An 18,900-nucleotide genomic window follows, 5' to 3' on the forward strand; every position below is an offset into this window, starting at 1 on the left:
TACCCTTCGCCGCGCGGGTCGGGAGTAAAGATCAGCGAGCGGGCATCGGGGCGGACAGGGCGGTCGTCGTTATTGTTTTGCGGGCCGGTATATAAAGAGCCGGTGGGAATATCCCGGCGGTCCCGTTTCGCAATACCAGGATCTTGTCTGTTTTCCAGCGGCGTATTAATAATGGCAGGGGTTAATGGGTTAATTTTCATTGTAGGGCTCCTTCACGATCTTTGAGCGAGGTTATTTCTGTGCTTCGTTCTTTCTGGCGATATAAACTTCGATATAAGCACCAGGTGATATAGGTGCGTTGGGGTAAGGGACGATCATGATATTTTCATCGTTATCACAATCGGTATCATGAAATACAGCCGACTGCTGACCTGCGTTTTTTATTAATGATGAAGAGATAGTATATTCTTGTGTTGCCAGCGATTTAACGTTTCCAGCCAGCACGGTCAGTGGCCAGTCAATATCGCACACATCTTCGATGGTTATATCATCGATAGCCGGCAATGTAGCGGGTGAAATAGTGCCACTGGATAACCTGGTAATATCATCGAAGATCTGCTTATACATTTTTTTGGAAAACGAACCGCCATATTCTGATGTGGTTTTCTTTGCGCTGGCTTTTTCTTTATTCGCATCTTTTTGAATTATCTTCGGCGTAATGATAATAAACCGTTGCCGATTTTCACTTTCCCGTAAGTTGAAGGTGGTGTTCTTTTTTTCATGGACCGATAAACCGCCAATAATTAACGAATCACCCTCATCGACTGTTACCAGCGTGCTGAGATTGCCTGTCTTGTGGTTATCTTCAGGCGCTGGCGTTGTCCCTTTGTTATACATATTGACTTTAATCTGCAACGCTTGCTGTTTGTCACTGGCGATAACACGGGGCGTGATTTGCAACACCGCACCGTTGGACGCAGTAGAGAGCGGGCCATCTTTTGTTGCGGGTCGGTTTTGATTACTAAAATTAAAGACTGCGGGAAAGTTCTCCATTGTTATCAGTGAAGGGCGAGCGGTTAACGACGCGCCGCCTTGTTCGACAATCCTTTGAATTTCAGCCTGAAATTTTTTCATCTCCTGGGCGTTAAGAACAGATTTGTTGCCGTTAATAACCTCATCGTAAACGCTGCCTCGGCGGCTTAAACGTTTTTCCTGCATGCCGGTGTTAAGAACCTGGCGGTTATCCACGTCGATAACCAGGGTATCGATGGCGACCGATCTCAGCGGAACATCGAGCTTTTCAATGAGCTGCGCATACTCACTCCTTTTGGCGGGGTTGTCCTGAATGAGGATGGCATTGCTGCGTGTACTGACCACGATTTTCGGTTTGTCATCGCTGGATGCAGGCAGTGCAGGTGCCAGTGAAATGCGGTCAGTCAGCGCTGAAAACGAAGCGCCTAAGCGGTTATTAAATGGATTTTTGCTTTCACCCGCCTCAAGCGCAGCCGGGTAATTGTAGCGCTGAAGCTGGGGCGAGGATTTGTTTGCATCTAATAGCTCCGATAATATTGTGCCAACCCCCGGAATGGTGATCAGTTCATTTTGATATTCAACCCGGATATCGGCCGCTTCAGCGAAACGCAAAGGAAAGAACATGGTTTCAAACGCGCCCCCTTTGTTTTTACTGGCATCAGGCTGTTCGGCAAACATTTTTATGAGGTTCACATATTCGGTTGGGCCGCTTACCAATATTTCAGCGCTCTCCGGCAGTTCTCCCCAGCCAAATCGCTTATCCAGCAGACCTATATCCGTTAACGCCTTTTTAAGACTATCAATCGACTCGCCAGACACTTTAATCTTTAGCGAGTGCTGATCTGTTTTACTGCTGACGTATAATTTATCCTCGAAAATAAACCACTGTAAATTATATTCAAGTGCCAGGCGTTCAATAAACTGCTGAGCCGTATTAGCGCGTAGTTTATTCTTTACCGCTGCCGAAATTTTTGGATCTATAACCAGGCGTAGCGAAAATGCATGAGCAAAATCCTCCAGCACTTTATTTAACGGCGCTGGGGTGTTTTGATACGAGAATTCACTACTGTTTAATATGGCGGGCACAGCCGCCACGGCGTATTGATGTATAAAAGCTGTTAATAATATCAGGGTTAGTGTTGCGCAGCGTTTAAATAATCTGGCGCAATGCGAAAGAGGTGAATAAAAAATACGCCAGTAGAATTTCATACATGTCACCTGTTAGCTTATCGACCATCGTTAATAATTGAGCGAGCCAGGTTGTGATTGAGCGTCACTTCCTGGTTTGCAGCCCAGGTGGCAGAAGAATATTGTTTCATATGTTGATGAAACGTGAGCCAGTCGCCCATTGACATACCGTTCATATTTTTGGCAGAGGTCTGAAAATCACTGCTGGCTTGTTTTAATTTACTATCTAACTGGCTACGCACAGAATCCATTTTTAGCATATCGATTATCCCTGTTTTATTTATAAAGACGCAGATCCGGCCGGAAACCAAACAGCATGACGCTGGCGCGTTGTTCACCGAAACGGGCAATTCTGGGTAAGAAAGCCCATTGTTCTCCGCCGAGATATTTGGCAATTCGTTGGCTGGCAACGTTAGACGCCATAATCCAGGCGACCATGGTTTCAAACCCATATTCCCGGCCAAGCAGCAGCGCCGCCAGTCCAAGATGCACGCCAAGCCCGCTGCCGCAGCGATCCGCGCGCACATATAAGGCAATTTCCCCGGTTTGCCGGCAAGCTAACGTTCCCCAGCTAAAGCGGTTGATTGACAGCCAGGCGATGATTTCCCCTTCGCGCTCCAGTACGTACACCGGCAATTTATCTTGTTGATAAAGCTCGATATAAAACCCCAGTTCTTTCTCGGTGATCGGCCTTGTTACGGGAGAATTCGCACCGGTATTCGCTGTCTCATTAAAAATCATGGTCATGGCTTCAATATCGCTTTTTTGCGCCACCCTGAGCCCGCGGGGCAGCCGTTTTAAGATTCGCTCATCTAATTTCATTTCCATTAATTACCCTTCTTCCTGATTATTTTTCAGTATTTTTCGAACTCTGGAGAGCCTGGAACGTATCGTTCCAATCGGAATACCTAATTGCTCGGCGGCGTCGTTATAACTGGTGTCTGAATCCATAATATGGTAGATGACGCTTTGCATTTTGAGCGGCAATTTATCGACCATGGCAATGGTTTCAGAAAGTTGTATTTTATGTTCGTTAATATAGTCAGGATTGAATATCTGATCGGAAATTAAAAAATTAACATCATCCAGCGCCACCATCTCAGGTTTATTAAATGTCTTTTTAAAATGATTTCGCACCAGGTTTGACGCAATGCCAAATAACCAGGTTTCTTTACTGGACGCACCAATAAACTTATGTTGATTGCGAAATGCTTCAAGGTAAGTCATTTGTACCAGATCATCTACATCACTTTGATTGTAAACCCGACGGCTGATGAATTTCCTGAGTCTGGTGGTGGTGTTTGCGACTAACTCATCTATATCGAATGCGTTTTTATCCGCTGATTCATTATTAACATTGATGGGTAACTTCCCCATAAAAATTCCCTTTGTATTATCCAGTTATTCCTTGCTCACTTATGAGTGGCAATGAAGTGAAAATCTGCCTGGTTAATTTGCAGAATATTTCAGGTACGTCTTCAGAGTGGTGGTCTGCTTTTATGTGCGCGGGTGGAGGGGAAATGCACGCTCTACAACACGTGATACGCTTTTAGGTATTTTCTTTTGCGCGCATTCCTGTGTTGAGAACACTAACGTAAAGGTGTTGTCTTTTGATTGATTTGAAAAATGTCGATTGTCGACGCGTTAGCTAATACAGAGATGATTATCGATGGTTAATAAAACTTACTTATTCGATCAATGTGAAAATATGTGGTGTTCATGAGACTGTTTTTTACGAAACTGGCCGTTCGAATGGTTAACCAGACTGAACTCATTGGTGCGGTTATTGTCATGACGATTGTCTTTATGATGGTTTTGCCACTGCCGGTTTTTATTATTGATACCGCACTCTCATTGAATATCTGTATTGCCACCTTGCTGGCCATCCAGGCATTATTTATGCAGCACCCGCTGGCATTTTCTACGTTTCCGGCAGTTTTACTGCTGACAACCATGTTCCGCCTCGCGTTATCCGTTGCCACGACGCGCATGATTTTATTGCAGCATGATGCGGGTCATGTCGTTGAAACTTTTGGTAATTTTGTCGCTGGCGGCAACCTAGCTGTAGGGTTGGTTATCTTTTTGATCCTGACGCTGGTTAACTTTCTGGTCATTACAAAGGGGGCTGAACGCGTCGCGGAGGTTTCCGCCCGTTTTAATCTGGATGCGATGCCGGGTAAGCAGATGGCCATTGATAGCGATTTACGCTCGGGCCTGATTGATACGGCAGACGCGAGGGTGCGCCGCGAGCAACTGACCAAAGAGAGCCAGCTTTTTGGCGCCATGGACGGGGCGATGAAATTCGTCAAAGGTGACGCCATTTCCGGGATTATCATCGTTTTTATTAACTTAATCGGCGGTTTTTCCGTCGGCATTTTGCAGCACGGCATGCCCGCCGCCGACGCCATGCATATCTACTCGATTCTGAGCATTGGTGATGGCCTGGTGGCGCAGATCCCGGCGCTGCTGATCTCGCTTGCGGCGGGCATTATTATTACGCGTGTTAATTCCGATAACGCGGCTTCCAGCGTCAATATCGGCGGTGAGATCATCTGGCAATTAACGCGCCACCCCAAAGCCTGGATCTATTGCGGCATCATTATGGCGCTGTTTGCGGTGGTGCCTGGCATGCCAGCAATGCTTTTCACTACCCTCAGTTTGCTCTGCCTGACGTTAGCCTTCCTGCTTACCCGACAGGAAAAGCACAGGCTGGAAATGGCGGGGCAACCTACTCCATCGATTGTCGGCGCTGAGCCTGATAATTCAACAGAACTAATGGGTTATGAAAATGTTCGCCGCTTTTTCCCGCTGCGCGCCTACCTGCTGCAATTTCATCCACAGCATCAGCAACAACCGGGGTTTGAACAACTACTCCAGCGCATCTATGCCCTACGTAACGACACTGTTTTTGAATATGGCCTCACGCTGCCCTCTTTCGAGCTTGAGGGTAATGCGCAACTGGCGCCCGATGAGTTTCGTTTCTGCGTGTATGAAGTGCCGGTTATTCGCGCAACGTATGATCCTGCTAAGTGTGCCGTCAACGCCAGACTGGTCGCAGAAGATGACGGTACGTCCGGGCTTGAAGAGCGCAAAGAGCAAGGCTTGCGGTGGTTTGACGTTGACGATCACCGCTTATCACAGTACGAGACCGAAAAACGCACTTCTGGCGATCTGATCCTCGCCAGAATGCGGCGGGCCATTCTGTCAACGGGGTGGAAATTTGTCGGCTTACAAGAGAGCAAAGCGCTGATTGACTGGCTACGAAGCGAACAGCCTGAGCTGGCCGATGAACTCGAAAGGTGCTTGCCCATCGCGTGGTTTTCGGCGGTTTTGCAGCGGCTGGCCGCAGAACGTGTCACCCTGCGACCGCTGCGCCTGATTGCCGAAACATTGATTAAACATAGCCGCCATGAATCCAACCTGATGGTGTTAACCGAGCTGGTTCGCCACGCGCTGAGAGAGCAGATTTGTTACCAGTACAGCCAACATGAAACGCTGAATAGCTGGTTACTGGCACCCGCCACGGAAGCGGTGTTCCGCCAGGCATTAAACGCGGCGGGCGCGCAGCCGATGACGCTCTCTTCGGTGATGCATGAAGCGTTACTTGCCCGTTTAGCGCAGTGCTTTCCCACTGATGAAGACGCCCCTTGTGTGCTGCTTGTCGAGCCTGAGTTGCGCGGCCCGCTTTCCGGTCTGCTACGGGAGTCGTCCACGCCTGTTCCGGTACTCGCCTTTTCGGAGCTTATTCCCTCGATAAAAGTCCAGATCCAGGGGCGGATCGACCTTGAAGCAGAAACCCACGAACCCGCAGAACATGCAGCAGATTGAGGAAAAACATCGTGCTCTATGAACTGAGAGTGCTTAGCGGCCTGAATAGCGGCGCACTGTTACCCTTGACCGGTACGCAGTGGTTGATTGGATCATCGCCCGATGCGGACATGGTGTTATACGACGCGGCGATCGCGCAAAACCATTGCCGGCTGCATGCGACGGATAACGGCTGGCAAGTGGAAGCCCTGCAAGGCGCGGTGCTGACGAATGAAGGGCGTCGCGTTGAACACATCGATAACCTCGAACCCGGTACGCCCTTCTCGCTGGCGGGGATTTGGTTATGTGTGGCGCAGTCAGACACGCCGTGGGAAACGGAAAGCGCTCCCGCTACGCAAGCCGACAGCCAGCCGGGTTCGCATGCGCCTGTGGCTGAAAGACCGCGTGGTCGACTGAATAAAGCCGTGGCTGCGGTTTGTTTTATTCTCGCGATAGCCGCGTTCGGGCTGGGCGGTTTTTCTGGCAAAGACGCGCGGCCGACGGCGATTTCTGCGCCGGTGCCGAAGCCGCAGAAAACGTTTCTTGAAACTGCCGCGCAAACCCGCGAAATGTTGGTCTCACTGCTTCAGCAGGCCGGTTTAGGGCAACGCGTCGATCTGGAAATAACCGGCAGTGACGACATTGTTTTGCATCTGGTCGGCGATGATAAGTTACAGGCTGAAACGCAGGCGCTACTGCAACATTTTGCCCAGCGGTACCAGAGTGCTGCGCAAATCTCAGTGGATATTGTCCAGCCGCCGCCACCGCTGCCTTTTCGCATTGCCCTTGTGGTAAAGGGTGAATCCCCGTATATCGTGACCGACAACGGGCTGCGGGTGTTTATCAATGATGAGATTAATGGCATCAAACTTCTCGCCATTAACGAAGAAAAGCTGATCTTTCAGGGTAAAACACGGTTTGAGGTGCCCTGGTGAGCGACGGCTGGCAAGAGGAACTTACCCGCTGGCAGCAGGCCACACAACGCCAGCTTGAGCAGACAGAGCCGGTAAATGTTATCGGCTCGGTGACCGGGATTAGCGGCATCGTTTTACAGTGTTATCTTCCGGGCGCGCGCTTAGGAGACTTATGCCTTTTGCCGCGCACGTCGGGCGACCCGATTATGGCTGAAGTGATTGGCTTTGATTCGCAAGAGGTTTCACTTGCCGCACTGGATACGCTGGAAGGCATTAAGCCCGGTTCAGAGATCCATCCTTTAGGTTTGCCCCACAGCATACAGGTCTCGCCAGCGCTGAAAGGGTGCGTATTCGATGGGTTTGGTCGTGCTCTTGGCGGGCAGGGTCAGGCCGCTTTTGTCGACACCTTAACCGCGCGATCTGTACCGGTGATGCATAACGCCACGCCGGCGACCGATCGCCTGTGTATTGAGACGCCGCTCTACACCGGGCTCAGCAGTATTGACGGTTTGCTGACGCTGGGTGCAGGCCAGCGGGCGGGGATTTTTGCCGGGGCGGGATGCGGTAAAACAACGCTGCTGGCGGAGCTGGCGCGAAATATACCGTGCGACACCATCGTGTTTTGCCTGACGGGTGAGCGCGGGCGCGAGCTGCGTGAGTTTATGGACAGGGAGTTGGATGAAGCGCTACGTCAGCGCACTGTGCTCGTGTGCGCCACCTCGGATCGCAGCAGCATGGAGCGTGTGCGCGCTGCGTTTACGGCCACCGCCATCGCCGAAGGGTTTCGCCAGCAAGGGGAATCGACTTTGCTCATTGTTGATTCGCTGACACGTCTTGCCCGCGCACAGCGCGAAATCGGGCTTGCCAACGGCGAACCGCCGGGGCGCAATGGCTTTCCTCCTTCGGTTTACAACCTGCTCTCGCGGCTGGTTGAACGCAGTGGACGTACCCGGCAGGGCACTATCACCGCGCTGTATTCGGTACTGGTTGAACAAGATTCGATGCACGACCCGATTGCTGACGAAGTGCGCTCTTTAGTGGACGGGCATATTATCCTTTCGCGCAAACTGGCCGATCAGGGGCATTATCCCGCCATTGATGTGGCAGCCAGCCTGAGTCGGGTGATGAATACGGTTACGGGAACTGAACAGCAAACTATTGCCACAGATATAAGGCAATTAATGACGGCCCATGGTGATATTGAAATGTTAATTCGCCTGGGCGAATACCAGACCGGCAGCGATCCCTTTACCGATTACGCGGTTGCGGTTAAACCGGCACTGGATAATGTTCTCAAACAATCATTACGCGCGCCGCGAGCGCCTGAAATAACCTTAAATCAATTACGGGAGATCGTGGCGAATGCTCCGGGTCCGCAAGGTGTTTTATAACGCAGAGGATGAAAACACTGCAGATGAATCGCTAAGATTAACTTCGCTGCTGCGCCAGTTATTATCGCTTTATCATTACCGGACGGTAAAAACGGAATTGGCGTGGTTAAAGCAACAGCGCGAAATGGTAAAAATGGCGCAACAACTTGACGCGCTTAATCGGCATTTACAACATATCGCCCACTATAATCGTGATTACTTTTCCGCGATGAGCGACCGTAATACACAGCGCGCGTTATCGTTAATGGATATGCGAAAGTGGCTTGAAAAAGAACAGGGAATGGTGCAGCAACAGCAGGACACCATATTGCGAATTAAGCAGCAAGAAACAGATTATCTGCGCCAGTGCGATGAGGTCGCTGCGCACTTTCAGCAGGTTATCGGAAAAAGAAAACGGCAGGAAAAGTTTCGTTTTATCCTTGAGCAACTGCATGCCATTTAGTGTTAGGCAAAGAGCCATTATTGATGAATAAAGCTGCGCTGTTATTTCCTCCTGTCAGTAAAGATGAGGTCATCGCCCGGCAATATCTGGATCGACAACCGATATTGAATTTTCAATGTAATGGCCAGCAAGGGCAGTTACGACTCTTTCCATTGCAGGCGGGAGAACGATTGCCGGATAAACCGATATGTTTTGCCAGTCAATACGGGAAATTACGCCTTTATAATGCGGAGCCTTTGTTGAGCCTGTTATCGCTTTGTCCGTTATTAGCTGAAAATAATAATACCTCGGCGCAGTGGTACTGGGATGTGTATAACGCCGCGCTCAGTCAGGAAATTAAAAATATAGTCGGTTACTTGCAGCCTTCTGAGGAAAGCCATGAACCGGAAATTTATTGTTGGATTGAAATAAAAAATAGCGAGCAATATGAAAGAGGATTAATGGCGCTGTCGCCGTTAACATTAATTCGCCTGCTTCAGCATTCGGCGTGGTACTTTTCCCCGACGCGGCAAAATAAGCAGTTTTTACTCTCTTTCCCGTTGATCCTGGCCTCAACGGAGCTTACGGCAGACGCGTTACGGCATTTACGCGTTGGCGACATTGTGCTGCCAGAAAATCGGCTTTTTAACCCGGCAGGAGCAGGGCAACTGCAAATCGGCACACAGTGTTTCTCTTTACAGCAATGCGCCCCGCTGGCGCATTGCTTTACGATTGTTTCCCATAAGGAGATAGAAATGGAATTCACCCCTGTTGATACGGCACTCCCGCAGCCGGACGCGACGCTTCCCCCGGTGCCTTTATCGCGCGAGATCCCGGCGCAGCCCCATGAAATGCCGGATCTTTCCTCTGTTCCCCTGAGGATAACGCTGCGTGCGGGAACGCTAACATTGACGCTCGACGCGCTGCAGTCGCTGCGGCCGGGTTCGATACTGACATTCACGGATTTTACCCCCGGTCAGGCGGCCATTTATTATGGCGAGCGCCCGCTGGCGCAGGGCACTTTGGTGGATGTTGAAGGTGTGCTGGGGCTGCAAATTACCCGCATGGAGCGTTTCTGATGGATATTCAGCAGATCAATCCCGCGGCGCTGGCACTGTTTATCGCGGCGCTGACGTTGTTGCCTTTGCTGATGATTATCTCAACCTCGTTTCTTAAAATTTCCGTTGTTTTGCTGATTGTACGCAACGCGTTGGGCATACAGCAGGTGCCTGGCAATATGGTGATCTACAGCATTTCGCTTACCGCAACGCTGTTTATTATGGGGCCGGTGTTTAATGACATGACCCAGCGCGTGCGACAAATCTCACCGGATAAAATCGATGTCGCCGCGATTTATGCTCACTACCCGACGGTAATTGCGCCGCTGCAAAATTTCTTACAGCGCAATATTGATACAGATACCCATGTTCGTTTAACGGAAGCGGCAAAAAAACTGTGGAAAGATCAGGCGAACAACCCCATAACGCGCGATAACCCTGTGCTGATATTAAGCGCGTTTGTCCTTTCGGAATTACAGTCCGGTTTTAAAATTGGCTTTTTAATCTATATTCCCTTTTTAGTGATAGACCTCGTTGTATCGACAGTGCTGATGGCATTGGGAATGCAAATGGTGGCGCCGATGTTTATTGCAATTCCGCTTAAATTATTGCTTTTTGTTTTGATTGAGGGGTGGAGCCGTTTACTTGAAGGGTTATTTTACAGCTACATTTAGCGATGAGAATAAATATGTATATTGTCGAGTTGCTCAAGCAGGGATTAATACTGGCGATGATGATATCGGTTCCGCCAGTAGTGACCGCTGTGGTGGCGGGTATTATCATTGCGCTGCTGCAATCGGTGATGCAATTACAGGATGCAACATTACCTTTTGCGTTGAAAATGGTGGCTGTTGGCGTCATTCTGGCTTTTTTTGGCCACTGGATGCTGCAAAAAACAGTGCAATTGAGTATTAACTGTTTTGACTTAATCAGCCAGATAAGAGCCTGGCAATGACGTTTGTCTCTTTCGACTGGTTAGGTGAGGCGTTAATGGCTCTGGTGAGTGCCTGTGCGCGTATTTACCCCTGCATGGCGATTATTATTGCTTTTTCTTTCCGGGAGATCAGAGGTGCGGTGCTCTACAGTATCGCGCTGGTGTTTACTTTGCTTCCCGCTACCACCTTTTATGCGCAACCCGATTTTGGCTATATCAAAGGCATCATGTTTATTATCATGATGATAAAAGAGTCGCTGCTGGGTATTTTTTTAGGCTTTCTGTTGGTTGTACCTTTCTGGTTATTCGAAAGCGTCGGGGTTCTGTTTGATAATCAGAGCGGCGGACAAATGGGTGAGCAAATTAACCCGGCGATAACCAACAGCGGATCATTTTTTGGTTATGTCTTTAAAAGTATTTTTCTGCTGATTTTTATTCATTTTCACGGTTTCGCTTATCTCATTGATATTCTCTGGCGCAGCTACACCTTCTGGCCGATCGATAAACTTTTTTTCACTGACACTGCGGTAACTTTTAAACAGTGGTTAGCTTTTCTCGCAGACATATTCTCTTTTATTGTTATTTACAGCGCGCCTTTTGCTGTGCTGATGCTGATGATCGAATTTAGCGTGGCGATACTGAGCCTTTACAGCCCGAAAATGCAGGTCACCAGCGTGACCATCCCGTTAAAAATTATTATCGGTTTGTCCTTCCTGGTGATGTATATCCCGACATTACTGCATCTTGCTGAACAGCAATTATTGCAGCCTGAGCGCGTCGTCCCGATGATTTCTTCCACGCTTAATCTGACGGCGGATTAAGCGATGGCGGAAAAAAACGAGCAACCCACGCCGAAAAAAATCCGCGATGAGCGTAAGAAAGGGAATGTTTTTAAAAATGAAGGGGTGCCGCTGCTGCTGCTGATCACGCTGGCGATGGAATTCATTTTTATCATGATGGAGCGCGGCATCGATCGTTTGCAACAGCTCTTTATTGTGGCGCTGAGCTTCATGACGCTGCCGTTTATTACAGCGGCAAAGCGGTTAACGCAGTTGCTGGCAGTCGAATTGAGTATTTTCCTGGCGCCTGTTCTGGGCGTGGCGATAGCGGCAAGGTTATTAGGAAACTGGCTGCAATTTGGCTTTCTCATCGCGCCTGAATCGGCGCTGCCAAAATTTGAACGCCTAAACCCGCTACAAAAAATTCAGCAAATGTTCTCCTCCAGAGAGCTCGCAGAGTTGGTGAGCAGTCTGCTGAAATTCTTAACTATCGTCTATGCCAGCTACAGTGCGGTTTATCCGCATATCAACGAAATCGTCTTTCTGGCGGCAAGCCCGCTGATGCGCGTAGCGCAGGTGCTGCGTAACCTTGTTAGCGACATCTTTCATCACATGTTGATCCTGCTCGCTGTCTGGACGGCGCTCGATTTCGGCCTGCAAAAATATCTGTTTATCAAAACGCAAAGGATGAGCCTTGAGGAGGTGCGCCGGGAAAACAAAGATACTGAAGGCGATCCGCATATTAAATCGTACCGCAGAAGCCTGATGATGAGCCCGCCGCCGGTGCCCGTCGACGTGCCGCAGCCCGGGGAGGTGTTAAAGCTGGCGGATGTGGTGCTGAATGATGCCGCATCTCGGGTGGTTCTTCTGCGTTACGAACAGCAAAACATTGCGCTACCGCATATTCTTTTTAAACAGCAGGGCAAAGACGCGGTATCCGGGCTTCTTGATAGCGCCCGCGCGTTGAACATTCCGGTTATCGACGCGCCGCAGCTGGTTCATCTGCTGATGCAATACGAGATTGGGCAGGCCATTCCACGCCAGGCTATTGCCCACACGGCGCATATTTACAACCAGCTACAGCAAATGAAAAAGCGCGAGCCAGAGACAGCGTGAGAGGTGTAAAAGAGGGGCGGTTTCCCGCCCCTCTTTGGTGCGACTTGAACCTGAATTACCGCAAAAACTTCAGGACAGCTTCAAGCAGTTGCAACAAGGCAACAATGAGTTTCAGGATCAGTATAAACATCTCCATTCCGCCCATACGCTTCTCCTCTGGTCAAGGAGCACCGGCTGACGTACCTTTCCGCTACCTGTTGCCAGCCTTGTTGTTGGCGTAACGCAGTGTGCTCTTGAGGGGTTAAGGCACTGACGGCACCACCCGTTTCAGCCAGGAATTCTTGCGCCGTTGAACGCGGCCCCTCACGCTGGTTCGCAAGGTCATTATATATTAACACTGTTTATATATACAGTATTTATTGGCGGAATTTTCGACATTGATCCATACTCAATGCGGGAAAAAACGCCTGAAAATTGCGCATCCGCAGGATTCGTCGTATAGTTGCGTGGTTGACGTAACGCAGTGTGTTTTGCGGCCACCAACCGCGAAAATGCTGACAAAAACCTCGCTCCGGCGAGGTTTTTTGTTTTCAGACGCCAGGCAAATAAACGTGATCGGCTGCGCAGTTTTCTGCGGGTGCGTAAAAAGCAGTTGTCGGCGAATGATTCCTGTGCTTGTATAAATCTCGTTAATAACACAACACACAGGCCCCTAATGAACGCTTCCACCAATCCGATGAACCTACTAAAAACCGCGCATAACGCCGCGGTGGTCGTCGTGCGTGTGGTGGTGGTCGTCGGCAATGCGCCGTAGGGTCCGGAACAACACACGATTCCAAAACCCCGCCGGCGCAAACCGGGCGGGGTTTTTCGTTTAAGCCTCTCCTGGAAAGCCGGCTCAGAAGAAAAGGACTGGAGCATGGCAAGTTCGGGCAGCACATCGCAATCCACGCGCTATACAGGCGCGCAGCTGATTGTTCATTTACTGGAACGTCAGGGCATCACCACCGTGACCGGCATCCCCGGCGGTACCGTTTTGCCGTTATACGACGCGCTAAGCCAAAGTAAACAGATTCGCCATGTGCTGGCGCGTCACGAGCAGGGCGCGGGTTTTATCGCGCAGGGCATGGCGCGTACGCAGGGCAAACCGGCGGTTTGTCTGGCGTGTAGCGGGCCAGGGGCAACCAACCTGGTGACCGCCATTGCCGACGCGCGTCTCGATTCCATCCCGCTGATTTGCATCACCGGCCAGGTTCCGGCCTCGATGATTGGCACCGATGCGTTCCAGGAAGTGGACACTTACGGCATCTCTATCCCCATCACAAAACACAACTACCTGGTTCGCGACATCAGCGAACTGCCGCAGGTGATTTGCGATGCGTTTCGCATTGCGCAGTCCGGTCGCCCTGGCCCGGTGTGGATAGATATTCCTAAAGATGTGCAGACGGCGGAAATCACCCTCAGCGAGCTGCCGGAACCGGGTCATAAAGCGCCAGCGCCCGCCTGGAACGCTCAGGATGTTCACGCCGCCGCAGAGATGATCAATGCCGCCGAGCGCCCGGTGCTGTATCTGGGCGGTGGGGTGATTAACGCGCCGCAGCAAATTCGTCACCTGGCGGAAAAAGCCAATATGCCCACCACCATGACGTTAATGGCGCTCGGCATGTTGCCAAAACAGCACCCGCTGTCGCTCGGGATGCTGGGAATGCACGGTGCCCGCAGCACCAACTACATTTTGCAGGAAGCGGATCTGCTGGTGGTGCTTGGCGCACGTTTTGATGACCGGGCGATTGGCAAAACTGAGCAGTTCTGCCCGAATGCCAAAATTATTCATGTGGATATCGACCGCGCGGAGCTGGGCAAAGTGAAGCAGGCGCATGTGGCAATCCAGGGCGACGTTGGCGACGTGCTCGATGCGCTGATCCCGCAAGTTGAAGCCCATTCCCGCCACGCCTGGCGCAACACCGTGGAACAGCTGCAAAAAGAGTTTCCCGGCGCGATCCCGCAAGCGGGCGACCCGCTTACCCATTACGGTTTGATCAATGCGGTCGCTGCCTGCGTGGATGACAGTGCGATTATCACCACCGATGTTGGTCAGCATCAGATGTGGACGGCGCAGGCTTACCCGCTGAACCGCCCGCGCCAGTGGCTGACTTCCGGCGGGCTGGGCACCATGGGTTTTGGCCTGCCTGCGGCGATTGGCGCGGCGCTGGCAAACCCGGAGCGTAAGATCATCTGCTTTTCCGGTGATGGCAGCCTGATGATGAACATCCAGGAGATGGCCACCGCCGCGGAAAATAATCTCGATGTGAAAATTATCCTGATGAATAACGAAGCGCTGGGGCTGGTGCATCAGCAACAGAGCCTGTTCTACAAGTCCGGCGTGTTTGCCGCAACGTATCCCGGCATGATCAACTTTATGCAGATTGCCGCTGGTTTTGGCCTGCATACCTGCGATTTAAACGCCGAGTCCAACCCGCAGGCTGCGTTGCAGGAGGTTATCTCTCGTCCGGGCCCGGCGCTGGTGCATGTGCGTATCGACCCGCAAGAAAAAGTTTACCCGATGGTGCCGCCAGGCGCGGCGAATACAGAAATGGTGGGGGAATAAGCCATGCAAACAACTGATAACGTCATTCTCGAACTCACCGTGCGCAACCATCCGGGCGTGATGACGCATGTCTGTGGGCTGTTTGCCCGCCGCGCGTTCAACGTGGAAGGCATTCTTTGTCTACCGCTACAAAGCGGCGAGCAGAGCCGCATCTGGCTCCAGGTGGCGAACGACCAGCGGCTGGAACAGATGATAAGCCAGATCGATAAGCTGGAAGATGTGGTGCAAATTATCCGCCACCAGACCGATCCAGGCGTATTCAACAAACTCGGTCTGTTCTTTGAGTAATCGCCGCGCTTAACGCTGGCTGATGTCGAACAGCAGGTTGCGTAGCCACTGATGCGCCGGATCGCGGTGGCTGCGTTCGTGCCAGGCCAGGGTTTTGGTAAACCCCGGTATCGGCAAGGGCGCTTCACGCATACACATGCCCGGTGTCAGGCTGGCGAGGCGCTGCGGCACCACGGCAATCATATCGCTGACGGTTAACATCTCTGGCAGGATGAGGAAGTTATTCACCGACACGCCCACGCGGCGGCTTTTACCGATTGCGGCCAGCGCGTTATCCGCCACGCCGCGAAAACGTTCGCCATCCCACGATACCAGCGCGTGCTCCAGCGCGCAGAAACGCTCCAGTGTCAGCGTATCTTGCGCCGCATCCGGGTGGTCGGCGCGCATCATGCAGACAAAACGTTCCTCAAATAGCGCCCGGCTGTGCAGTGCTTCCGGCGTGCTGTGCGGTGTCATTAACGCCGCATCCACTTCGCCGCGCTCAAGCTGGCTTACCAGTCGCTGCGGCTCCACGGGTTCAACGCGGATGCGGATCCCCGGCGCGTGCTTTTTCAGCTCAGCAATAAACGGCACGATCACCACTTTCAGCGCGTAGTCGGTTGCCGCCAGCGTCCAGATAAATGTGGCGCTGAGCGGGTCAAAGGCGGTGGGTTTGAGCAAGCGGTCGATATCGGCAAGGATCTGTTTAACCGGCGCCGCCAGGGCCTGCGCACGCGGCGTGGGCACCATGCCATGCGGCGCGCGGATAAACAGCGGGTCGGCAAAATAATCACGCAGTCGCGTCAACATGCCGCTCACCGCCGGTTGCGTCAGCGAAAGGCGGGCGGCAGCGCGGGTGACATGGCGTTCATCAAGCAAGGCATCGAGCGTTTTCAACAGGTTAAGATCGAGATTTCTGATATCGTTATTCATGATGATGACCAGCCAGAGCGATAATAAAGATTATCGCATTTACGGCTGTCCGTAGCGGGTAATTTCCCCGTATGATGAGCCTCTCTTGCGCTTCGGGAGCGGTTATGATTTGGTTGATGTTGGCAACGCTGGTGGTGGTTTTTGTGATTGGTTTCAGAGTATTAACTTCTGATTCTCGCCGCGCGATTCGCCGCCTCACCGACCGACTCAACATTCAGCCCGTGCCGGTGGAATCAATGATCGACCAGATGGGCAAAAGCGCCGGTAACGAATATTTAAGCTACCTGACGCGCCCGGACGAAGCGCACCTGCAAAACGCCGCCCAGGTGTTACTGATCTGGCAGGTGTCTATTGTCGATAGCAGCGAGCAGAACCTGGTTTACTGGCACCGATTGTTGCAAAAAGCGCGGCTGGCAACACCTGTCACCGATGCGCAAATCCGCCTGGCGCAAGGGTTTCTGCGCGAACTGGAACCGGACAGAGCCGATCTCAATAACTTCCAGATGCGCTATAACGCGCTGTTTATGCCCGAAGAGGGCGTTCACTGGCTGCACTGATATCACGCAGCGTGATGACGCTCATCAAAGATAGTCATTAGATTTATAACACCGCGCGGCGCAAAGTGGCCTCGTTCATCCATGACGAGGTACACCATGACGCAATCTCTGACGCAAAGCGCCATTGTCTGGCCGCAGGATTACCTGCCAGGCACCACCGATAATTTTGTCTCCAACGAAATCATTGTCGCCGGGCTAACGGCACATGAGATCTGGGCGCAACTGAACGATACTCGCCTGTGGCCGACTTACTACAGCAACGCGCAAGACATCCGTTTTCACGATGGCAGCGGCCCGTTATTAAGCGCCAGTGCCCGTTTTAGTTTCACTACCTTTGGTTTTCCGGTCGAGGCGCAGGTGTGTGAATATGTGCCGCCGGTTGAAGGCCTGGCCGCGCATATCGCGTGGTATGGCTGGGTGGAAGGGGATGCGCAGTCGCGTCTGGATGCGATTCATGCCTGGTTGTTTGAGGATTTACCCGGCAGCCGCGTGCGCATCCTGACCCAGGAATCGCAAACCGGTGTTCCGGCGCGGCAACTGGCGAGCGCGGTGCCAAACCCGATGATCAATGCTCACCAGGAGTGGATTGTCGGCCTGGCAACGGCGGCGCGTAACGCGCGGGCTAAAGAGTAAACCGTGCTGGTGTCGCGGCATAAACCTCATCGCAGTCATGCCGCGACTCCGCGTCGCCATATACACACGGGCGGACACGCTTTGTGCCTGGCGGTTGAATTCATCGCCGCCACAGAGTTGCCAAATTGTTAATTGCGTCACACATTTTGAATGTTACACTGCGCGACTTTCACGAATAAAAACTAAGCAGGTAACCAATGAGTGAGCAATCTGTAACGCAATCTTCTACGGATACGGTAAGTCGCCCGAACTGGTCGGCGGTATTCGCCGTGGCGTTTTGCGTGGCTTGCCTGATAACCGTGGAGTTTTTGCCGGTAAGCCTGCTCACGCCCATGGCGCTGGATCTGGGAGTGTCGGAAGGTCTCGCCGGGCAAACCGTCACCGTGACGGCGTTTGTTGCGATGTTTGCCAGCCTGTTTATCACCACGGTTATCCGTGCTGCCGACCGCCGCTATGTGGTGATCGCGTTCGCGGTGCTGCTTACGCTTTCCTGCCTGCTGGTGTCGTTCGCCACCAATTTCACCCTGCTGCTGCTGGGTCGGGCCTGCCTTGGTCTGGCGTTAGGCGGTTTCTGGGCGATGTCGGCGTCGCTAACCATGCGGCTGGTGCCGATGCGCGTTGTGCCAAAAGCGCTGTCGGTGATTTTTGGCGCGGTGTCGATTGCGCTGGTGATCGCGGCTCCGCTCGGTAGTTTTCTTGGTGGCATTATTGGCTGGCGCAATGTGTTTAACGGCGCGGCGCTGATGGGCGCGGCTTGTATCATCTGGGTGTGGCAGGCATTACCGTCGCTACCGGGGAAAACCGAGCACCACGAGAATATGTTCGGCCTGCTCAAGCGCCCCGGTGTACTGGCCGGGATGATTGCCATTTTTATGGTCTTCGCCGGGCAGTTTTCGTTTTTCACCTATATTCGCCCGGTTTATATGAATCTCGCCGGGTTTGATGTCGACGGGCTGACATTAGTGCTGCTGAGCTTCGGTATCGCCAGCTTTGTCGGCACGTCGTTCTCCTCGGTGGTGATGAAGCGCTCGGTGAAACTGGCGCTGGCGCTGGCACCGTTAACCCTGGCCATTAGCGCCCTGGTGCTGATTCTGTGGGGCAGCGATAAGGTTGTCGCGGCGGGCATCGCCATTATCTGGGGACTGGGTTTTGCGCTGATCCCGGTGGGCTGGTCAACGTGGATCACCCGCACGCTTGCCGATCAGGCAGAAAAAGCCGGTTCCATTCAGGTGGCGGTGATCCAGCTTGCCAACACCTGCGGCGCGGCGATTGGCGGCTTTGCCCTCGATCATTACGGTTTACTTTCGCCGCTGGTCCTTTCCGGTAGCCTGATGCTGTTAACGGCGCTGCTGGTGGCCGCGAAAGTGCGGGTAAAAGCGTAA

At 52.2% G+C, this 18,900-nt stretch carries 22 protein-coding genes; 15 read left to right on the forward strand and 7 right to left on the reverse strand.

Going from position 1 to position 18,900, the window contains the following annotated elements:
* The 5 genes from DFO56_RS18000 to DFO56_RS18020 all read right to left on the reverse strand — a co-directional run.
* Positions 1-200 (reverse strand): hypothetical protein (locus DFO56_RS18000; protein WP_147271688.1); only part of this gene is annotated, 200 nt, incomplete at its 3' end.
* 31 nt (positions 201-231) lie between these two features.
* On the reverse strand, positions 232-2,181 hold the full coding sequence (locus tag DFO56_RS18005; RefSeq protein WP_045507369.1) for a secretin N-terminal domain-containing protein: 1,950 nt from the start codon (positions 2,179-2,181) through the stop codon (positions 232-234).
* 17 nt (positions 2,182-2,198) lie between these two features.
* Positions 2,199-2,420 carry a hypothetical protein gene (locus DFO56_RS18010; RefSeq protein WP_020455818.1) on the reverse strand — a complete coding sequence of 74 codons (222 nt, stop codon included), beginning with the start codon at positions 2,418-2,420 and terminating at the stop codon, positions 2,199-2,201.
* Between the two features lie 16 nt (positions 2,421-2,436).
* Positions 2,437-2,988: a GNAT family N-acetyltransferase gene (locus DFO56_RS18015; RefSeq protein WP_045507373.1), complete on the reverse strand. Its 552-nt coding sequence runs from the start codon at positions 2,986-2,988 to the stop codon at positions 2,437-2,439.
* A gap of 3 nt (positions 2,989-2,991) precedes the next feature.
* Positions 2,992-3,537 carry an RNA polymerase sigma factor gene (locus tag DFO56_RS18020; RefSeq protein WP_045507376.1) on the reverse strand — a complete coding sequence of 182 codons (546 nt, stop codon included), beginning with the start codon at positions 3,535-3,537 and terminating at the stop codon, positions 2,992-2,994.
* A gap of 342 nt (positions 3,538-3,879) precedes the next feature.
* Here DFO56_RS18020 and sctV point away from each other — a divergent pair, with 342 nt between their 5' ends.
* From sctV to DFO56_RS18065, 9 genes are read left to right on the forward strand one after another with little or no spacing between them, the layout of a single operon-like run.
* On the forward strand, positions 3,880-5,988 hold the full coding sequence (sctV, locus tag DFO56_RS18025) for a type III secretion system export apparatus subunit SctV (protein ID WP_045507942.1): 2,109 nt from the start codon (positions 3,880-3,882) through the stop codon (positions 5,986-5,988).
* 11 nt (positions 5,989-5,999) lie between these two features.
* Positions 6,000-6,902, forward strand: coding sequence for an FHA domain-containing protein (locus DFO56_RS18030; protein WP_045507379.1), 903 nt, complete (start codon positions 6,000-6,002; stop codon positions 6,900-6,902).
* Positions 6,896-8,272 (forward strand): FliI/YscN family ATPase, encoded by a 1,377-nt coding sequence (locus DFO56_RS18035; RefSeq protein WP_370447822.1) that lies wholly within the window; start codon positions 6,896-6,898, stop codon positions 8,270-8,272. Before DFO56_RS18030 ends, DFO56_RS18035 begins: the two co-directional genes overlap by 7 nt.
* Positions 8,262-8,714 (forward strand): hypothetical protein, encoded by a 453-nt coding sequence (locus DFO56_RS18040; RefSeq protein ID WP_233500416.1) that lies wholly within the window; start codon positions 8,262-8,264, stop codon positions 8,712-8,714. Before DFO56_RS18035 ends, DFO56_RS18040 begins: the two co-directional genes overlap by 11 nt.
* A 23-nt stretch (positions 8,715-8,737) precedes the next feature.
* Positions 8,738-9,772 (forward strand): FliM/FliN family flagellar motor switch protein, encoded by a 1,035-nt coding sequence (locus tag DFO56_RS18045; RefSeq protein ID WP_045507388.1) that lies wholly within the window; start codon positions 8,738-8,740, stop codon positions 9,770-9,772.
* Entirely contained in the window at positions 9,772-10,425 is a 654-nt protein-coding gene (gene sctR / locus DFO56_RS18050; RefSeq protein WP_045507391.1) for a type III secretion system export apparatus subunit SctR, read from the forward strand. Before DFO56_RS18045 ends, sctR begins: the two co-directional genes overlap by 1 nt.
* Positions 10,426-10,439: 14 nt before the next feature.
* Complete coding sequence (locus tag DFO56_RS18055) at positions 10,440-10,706, forward strand: EscS/YscS/HrcS family type III secretion system export apparatus protein (protein WP_045507393.1); 267 nt, start codon at positions 10,440-10,442, stop codon at positions 10,704-10,706.
* Positions 10,703-11,506, forward strand: coding sequence for an EscT/YscT/HrcT family type III secretion system export apparatus protein (locus DFO56_RS18060; RefSeq protein WP_045507395.1), 804 nt, complete (start codon positions 10,703-10,705; stop codon positions 11,504-11,506). The genes DFO56_RS18055 and DFO56_RS18060 overlap by 4 nt, the downstream gene beginning before the upstream one ends.
* A gap of 3 nt (positions 11,507-11,509) precedes the next feature.
* The gene (locus DFO56_RS18065; RefSeq protein ID WP_045507397.1) at positions 11,510-12,580 is read left to right on the forward strand and encodes a flagellar biosynthesis protein FlhB; all 1,071 of its coding nucleotides are present in this window, start codon (positions 11,510-11,512) and stop codon (positions 12,578-12,580) included.
* Between the two features lie 55 nt (positions 12,581-12,635).
* On the opposite strand, the gene tisB is transcribed toward DFO56_RS18065, so the two are convergent.
* Positions 12,636-12,725, reverse strand: a complete 90-nt coding sequence (tisB, locus tag DFO56_RS25180) for a type I toxin-antitoxin system toxin TisB (protein WP_017458115.1) — start codon at positions 12,723-12,725, stop codon at positions 12,636-12,638.
* Positions 12,726-13,235: 510 nt separating this feature from the next.
* Between tisB and ivbL the strand changes: the two genes are divergently transcribed.
* The 3 genes from ivbL to ilvN all read left to right on the forward strand — a co-directional run bounded on the left by ivbL (position 13,236) and on the right by ilvN (position 15,416).
* Entirely contained in the window at positions 13,236-13,334 is a 99-nt protein-coding gene (gene ivbL / locus DFO56_RS18075) for an ilvB operon leader peptide IvbL (protein ID WP_110093690.1), read from the forward strand.
* Between the two features lie 105 nt (positions 13,335-13,439).
* A complete protein-coding gene (gene ilvB / locus DFO56_RS18080; RefSeq protein ID WP_045507399.1) occupies positions 13,440-15,128 on the forward strand; it encodes an acetolactate synthase large subunit in 1,689 nt (562 codons plus the stop codon).
* Between the two features lie 3 nt (positions 15,129-15,131).
* The gene (gene ilvN / locus DFO56_RS18085) at positions 15,132-15,416 is read left to right on the forward strand and encodes an acetolactate synthase small subunit (protein WP_017458118.1); all 285 of its coding nucleotides are present in this window, start codon (positions 15,132-15,134) and stop codon (positions 15,414-15,416) included.
* Between the two features lie 9 nt (positions 15,417-15,425).
* Here the strand turns inward: ilvN and DFO56_RS18090 are convergent, their stop codons facing one another.
* Positions 15,426-16,328, reverse strand: coding sequence for a LysR family transcriptional regulator (locus DFO56_RS18090; protein WP_020455804.1), 903 nt, complete (start codon positions 16,326-16,328; stop codon positions 15,426-15,428).
* 104 nt (positions 16,329-16,432) lie between these two features.
* On the opposite strand from DFO56_RS18090, the gene DFO56_RS18095 reads away from it, so the two are divergent.
* The 3 genes from DFO56_RS18095 (at position 16,433) to nepI (ending at position 18,900) form a co-directional block, all read left to right on the forward strand.
* Entirely contained in the window at positions 16,433-16,885 is a 453-nt protein-coding gene (locus tag DFO56_RS18095) for a DUF1198 domain-containing protein (protein WP_045507402.1), read from the forward strand.
* A gap of 96 nt (positions 16,886-16,981) precedes the next feature.
* Positions 16,982-17,518, forward strand: coding sequence for a polyketide cyclase (locus tag DFO56_RS18100; protein ID WP_045507405.1), 537 nt, complete (start codon positions 16,982-16,984; stop codon positions 17,516-17,518).
* Between the two features lie 197 nt (positions 17,519-17,715).
* Complete coding sequence (gene nepI / locus DFO56_RS18105; protein WP_045507408.1) at positions 17,716-18,900, forward strand: purine ribonucleoside efflux pump NepI; 1,185 nt, start codon at positions 17,716-17,718, stop codon at positions 18,898-18,900.

Origin of the sequence: Kosakonia sp. AG348, assembly GCF_003337365.1 — a bacterium.
Lineage (GTDB): Bacteria > Pseudomonadota > Gammaproteobacteria > Enterobacterales > Enterobacteriaceae > Kosakonia.

Excerpts from the sequence above, each read along its gene's own strand:
- DFO56_RS18060 (WP_045507395.1), top strand. The coding sequence starts at position 10,703 with ATGACGTTTGTCTCTTTCGACTGGTTAGGTGAGGCGTTAATGGCTCTG.
- DFO56_RS18005 (WP_045507369.1), bottom strand. The coding sequence starts at position 2,181 with ATGAAATTCTACTGGCGTATTTTTTATTCACCTCTTTCGCATTGCGCC.
- DFO56_RS18065 (WP_045507397.1), top strand. The coding sequence starts at position 11,510 with ATGGCGGAAAAAAACGAGCAACCCACGCCGAAAAAAATCCGCGATGAG.
- DFO56_RS18095 (WP_045507402.1), top strand. The coding sequence starts at position 16,433 with ATGATTTGGTTGATGTTGGCAACGCTGGTGGTGGTTTTTGTGATTGGT.
- ilvN (WP_017458118.1), top strand. The coding sequence starts at position 15,132 with ATGCAAACAACTGATAACGTCATTCTCGAACTCACCGTGCGCAACCAT.
- DFO56_RS18090 (WP_020455804.1), bottom strand. The coding sequence starts at position 16,328 with ATGAATAACGATATCAGAAATCTCGATCTTAACCTGTTGAAAACGCTC.
- DFO56_RS18015 (WP_045507373.1), bottom strand. The coding sequence starts at position 2,988 with ATGGAAATGAAATTAGATGAGCGAATCTTAAAACGGCTGCCCCGCGGG.
- sctV (WP_045507942.1), top strand. The coding sequence starts at position 3,880 with ATGAGACTGTTTTTTACGAAACTGGCCGTTCGAATGGTTAACCAGACT.
- DFO56_RS18020 (WP_045507376.1), bottom strand. The coding sequence starts at position 3,537 with ATGGGGAAGTTACCCATCAATGTTAATAATGAATCAGCGGATAAAAAC.
- ivbL (WP_110093690.1), top strand. The coding sequence starts at position 13,236 with ATGAACGCTTCCACCAATCCGATGAACCTACTAAAAACCGCGCATAAC.
- DFO56_RS18045 (WP_045507388.1), top strand. The coding sequence starts at position 8,738 with ATGAATAAAGCTGCGCTGTTATTTCCTCCTGTCAGTAAAGATGAGGTC.
- sctR (WP_045507391.1), top strand. The coding sequence starts at position 9,772 with ATGGATATTCAGCAGATCAATCCCGCGGCGCTGGCACTGTTTATCGCG.
- DFO56_RS18100 (WP_045507405.1), top strand. The coding sequence starts at position 16,982 with ATGACGCAATCTCTGACGCAAAGCGCCATTGTCTGGCCGCAGGATTAC.
- DFO56_RS18055 (WP_045507393.1), top strand. The coding sequence starts at position 10,440 with ATGTATATTGTCGAGTTGCTCAAGCAGGGATTAATACTGGCGATGATG.
- ilvB (WP_045507399.1), top strand. The coding sequence starts at position 13,440 with ATGGCAAGTTCGGGCAGCACATCGCAATCCACGCGCTATACAGGCGCG.
- tisB (WP_017458115.1), bottom strand. The coding sequence starts at position 12,725 with ATGGGCGGAATGGAGATGTTTATACTGATCCTGAAACTCATTGTTGCC.
- nepI (WP_045507408.1), top strand. The coding sequence starts at position 17,716 with ATGAGTGAGCAATCTGTAACGCAATCTTCTACGGATACGGTAAGTCGC.
- DFO56_RS18010 (WP_020455818.1), bottom strand. The coding sequence starts at position 2,420 with ATGCTAAAAATGGATTCTGTGCGTAGCCAGTTAGATAGTAAATTAAAA.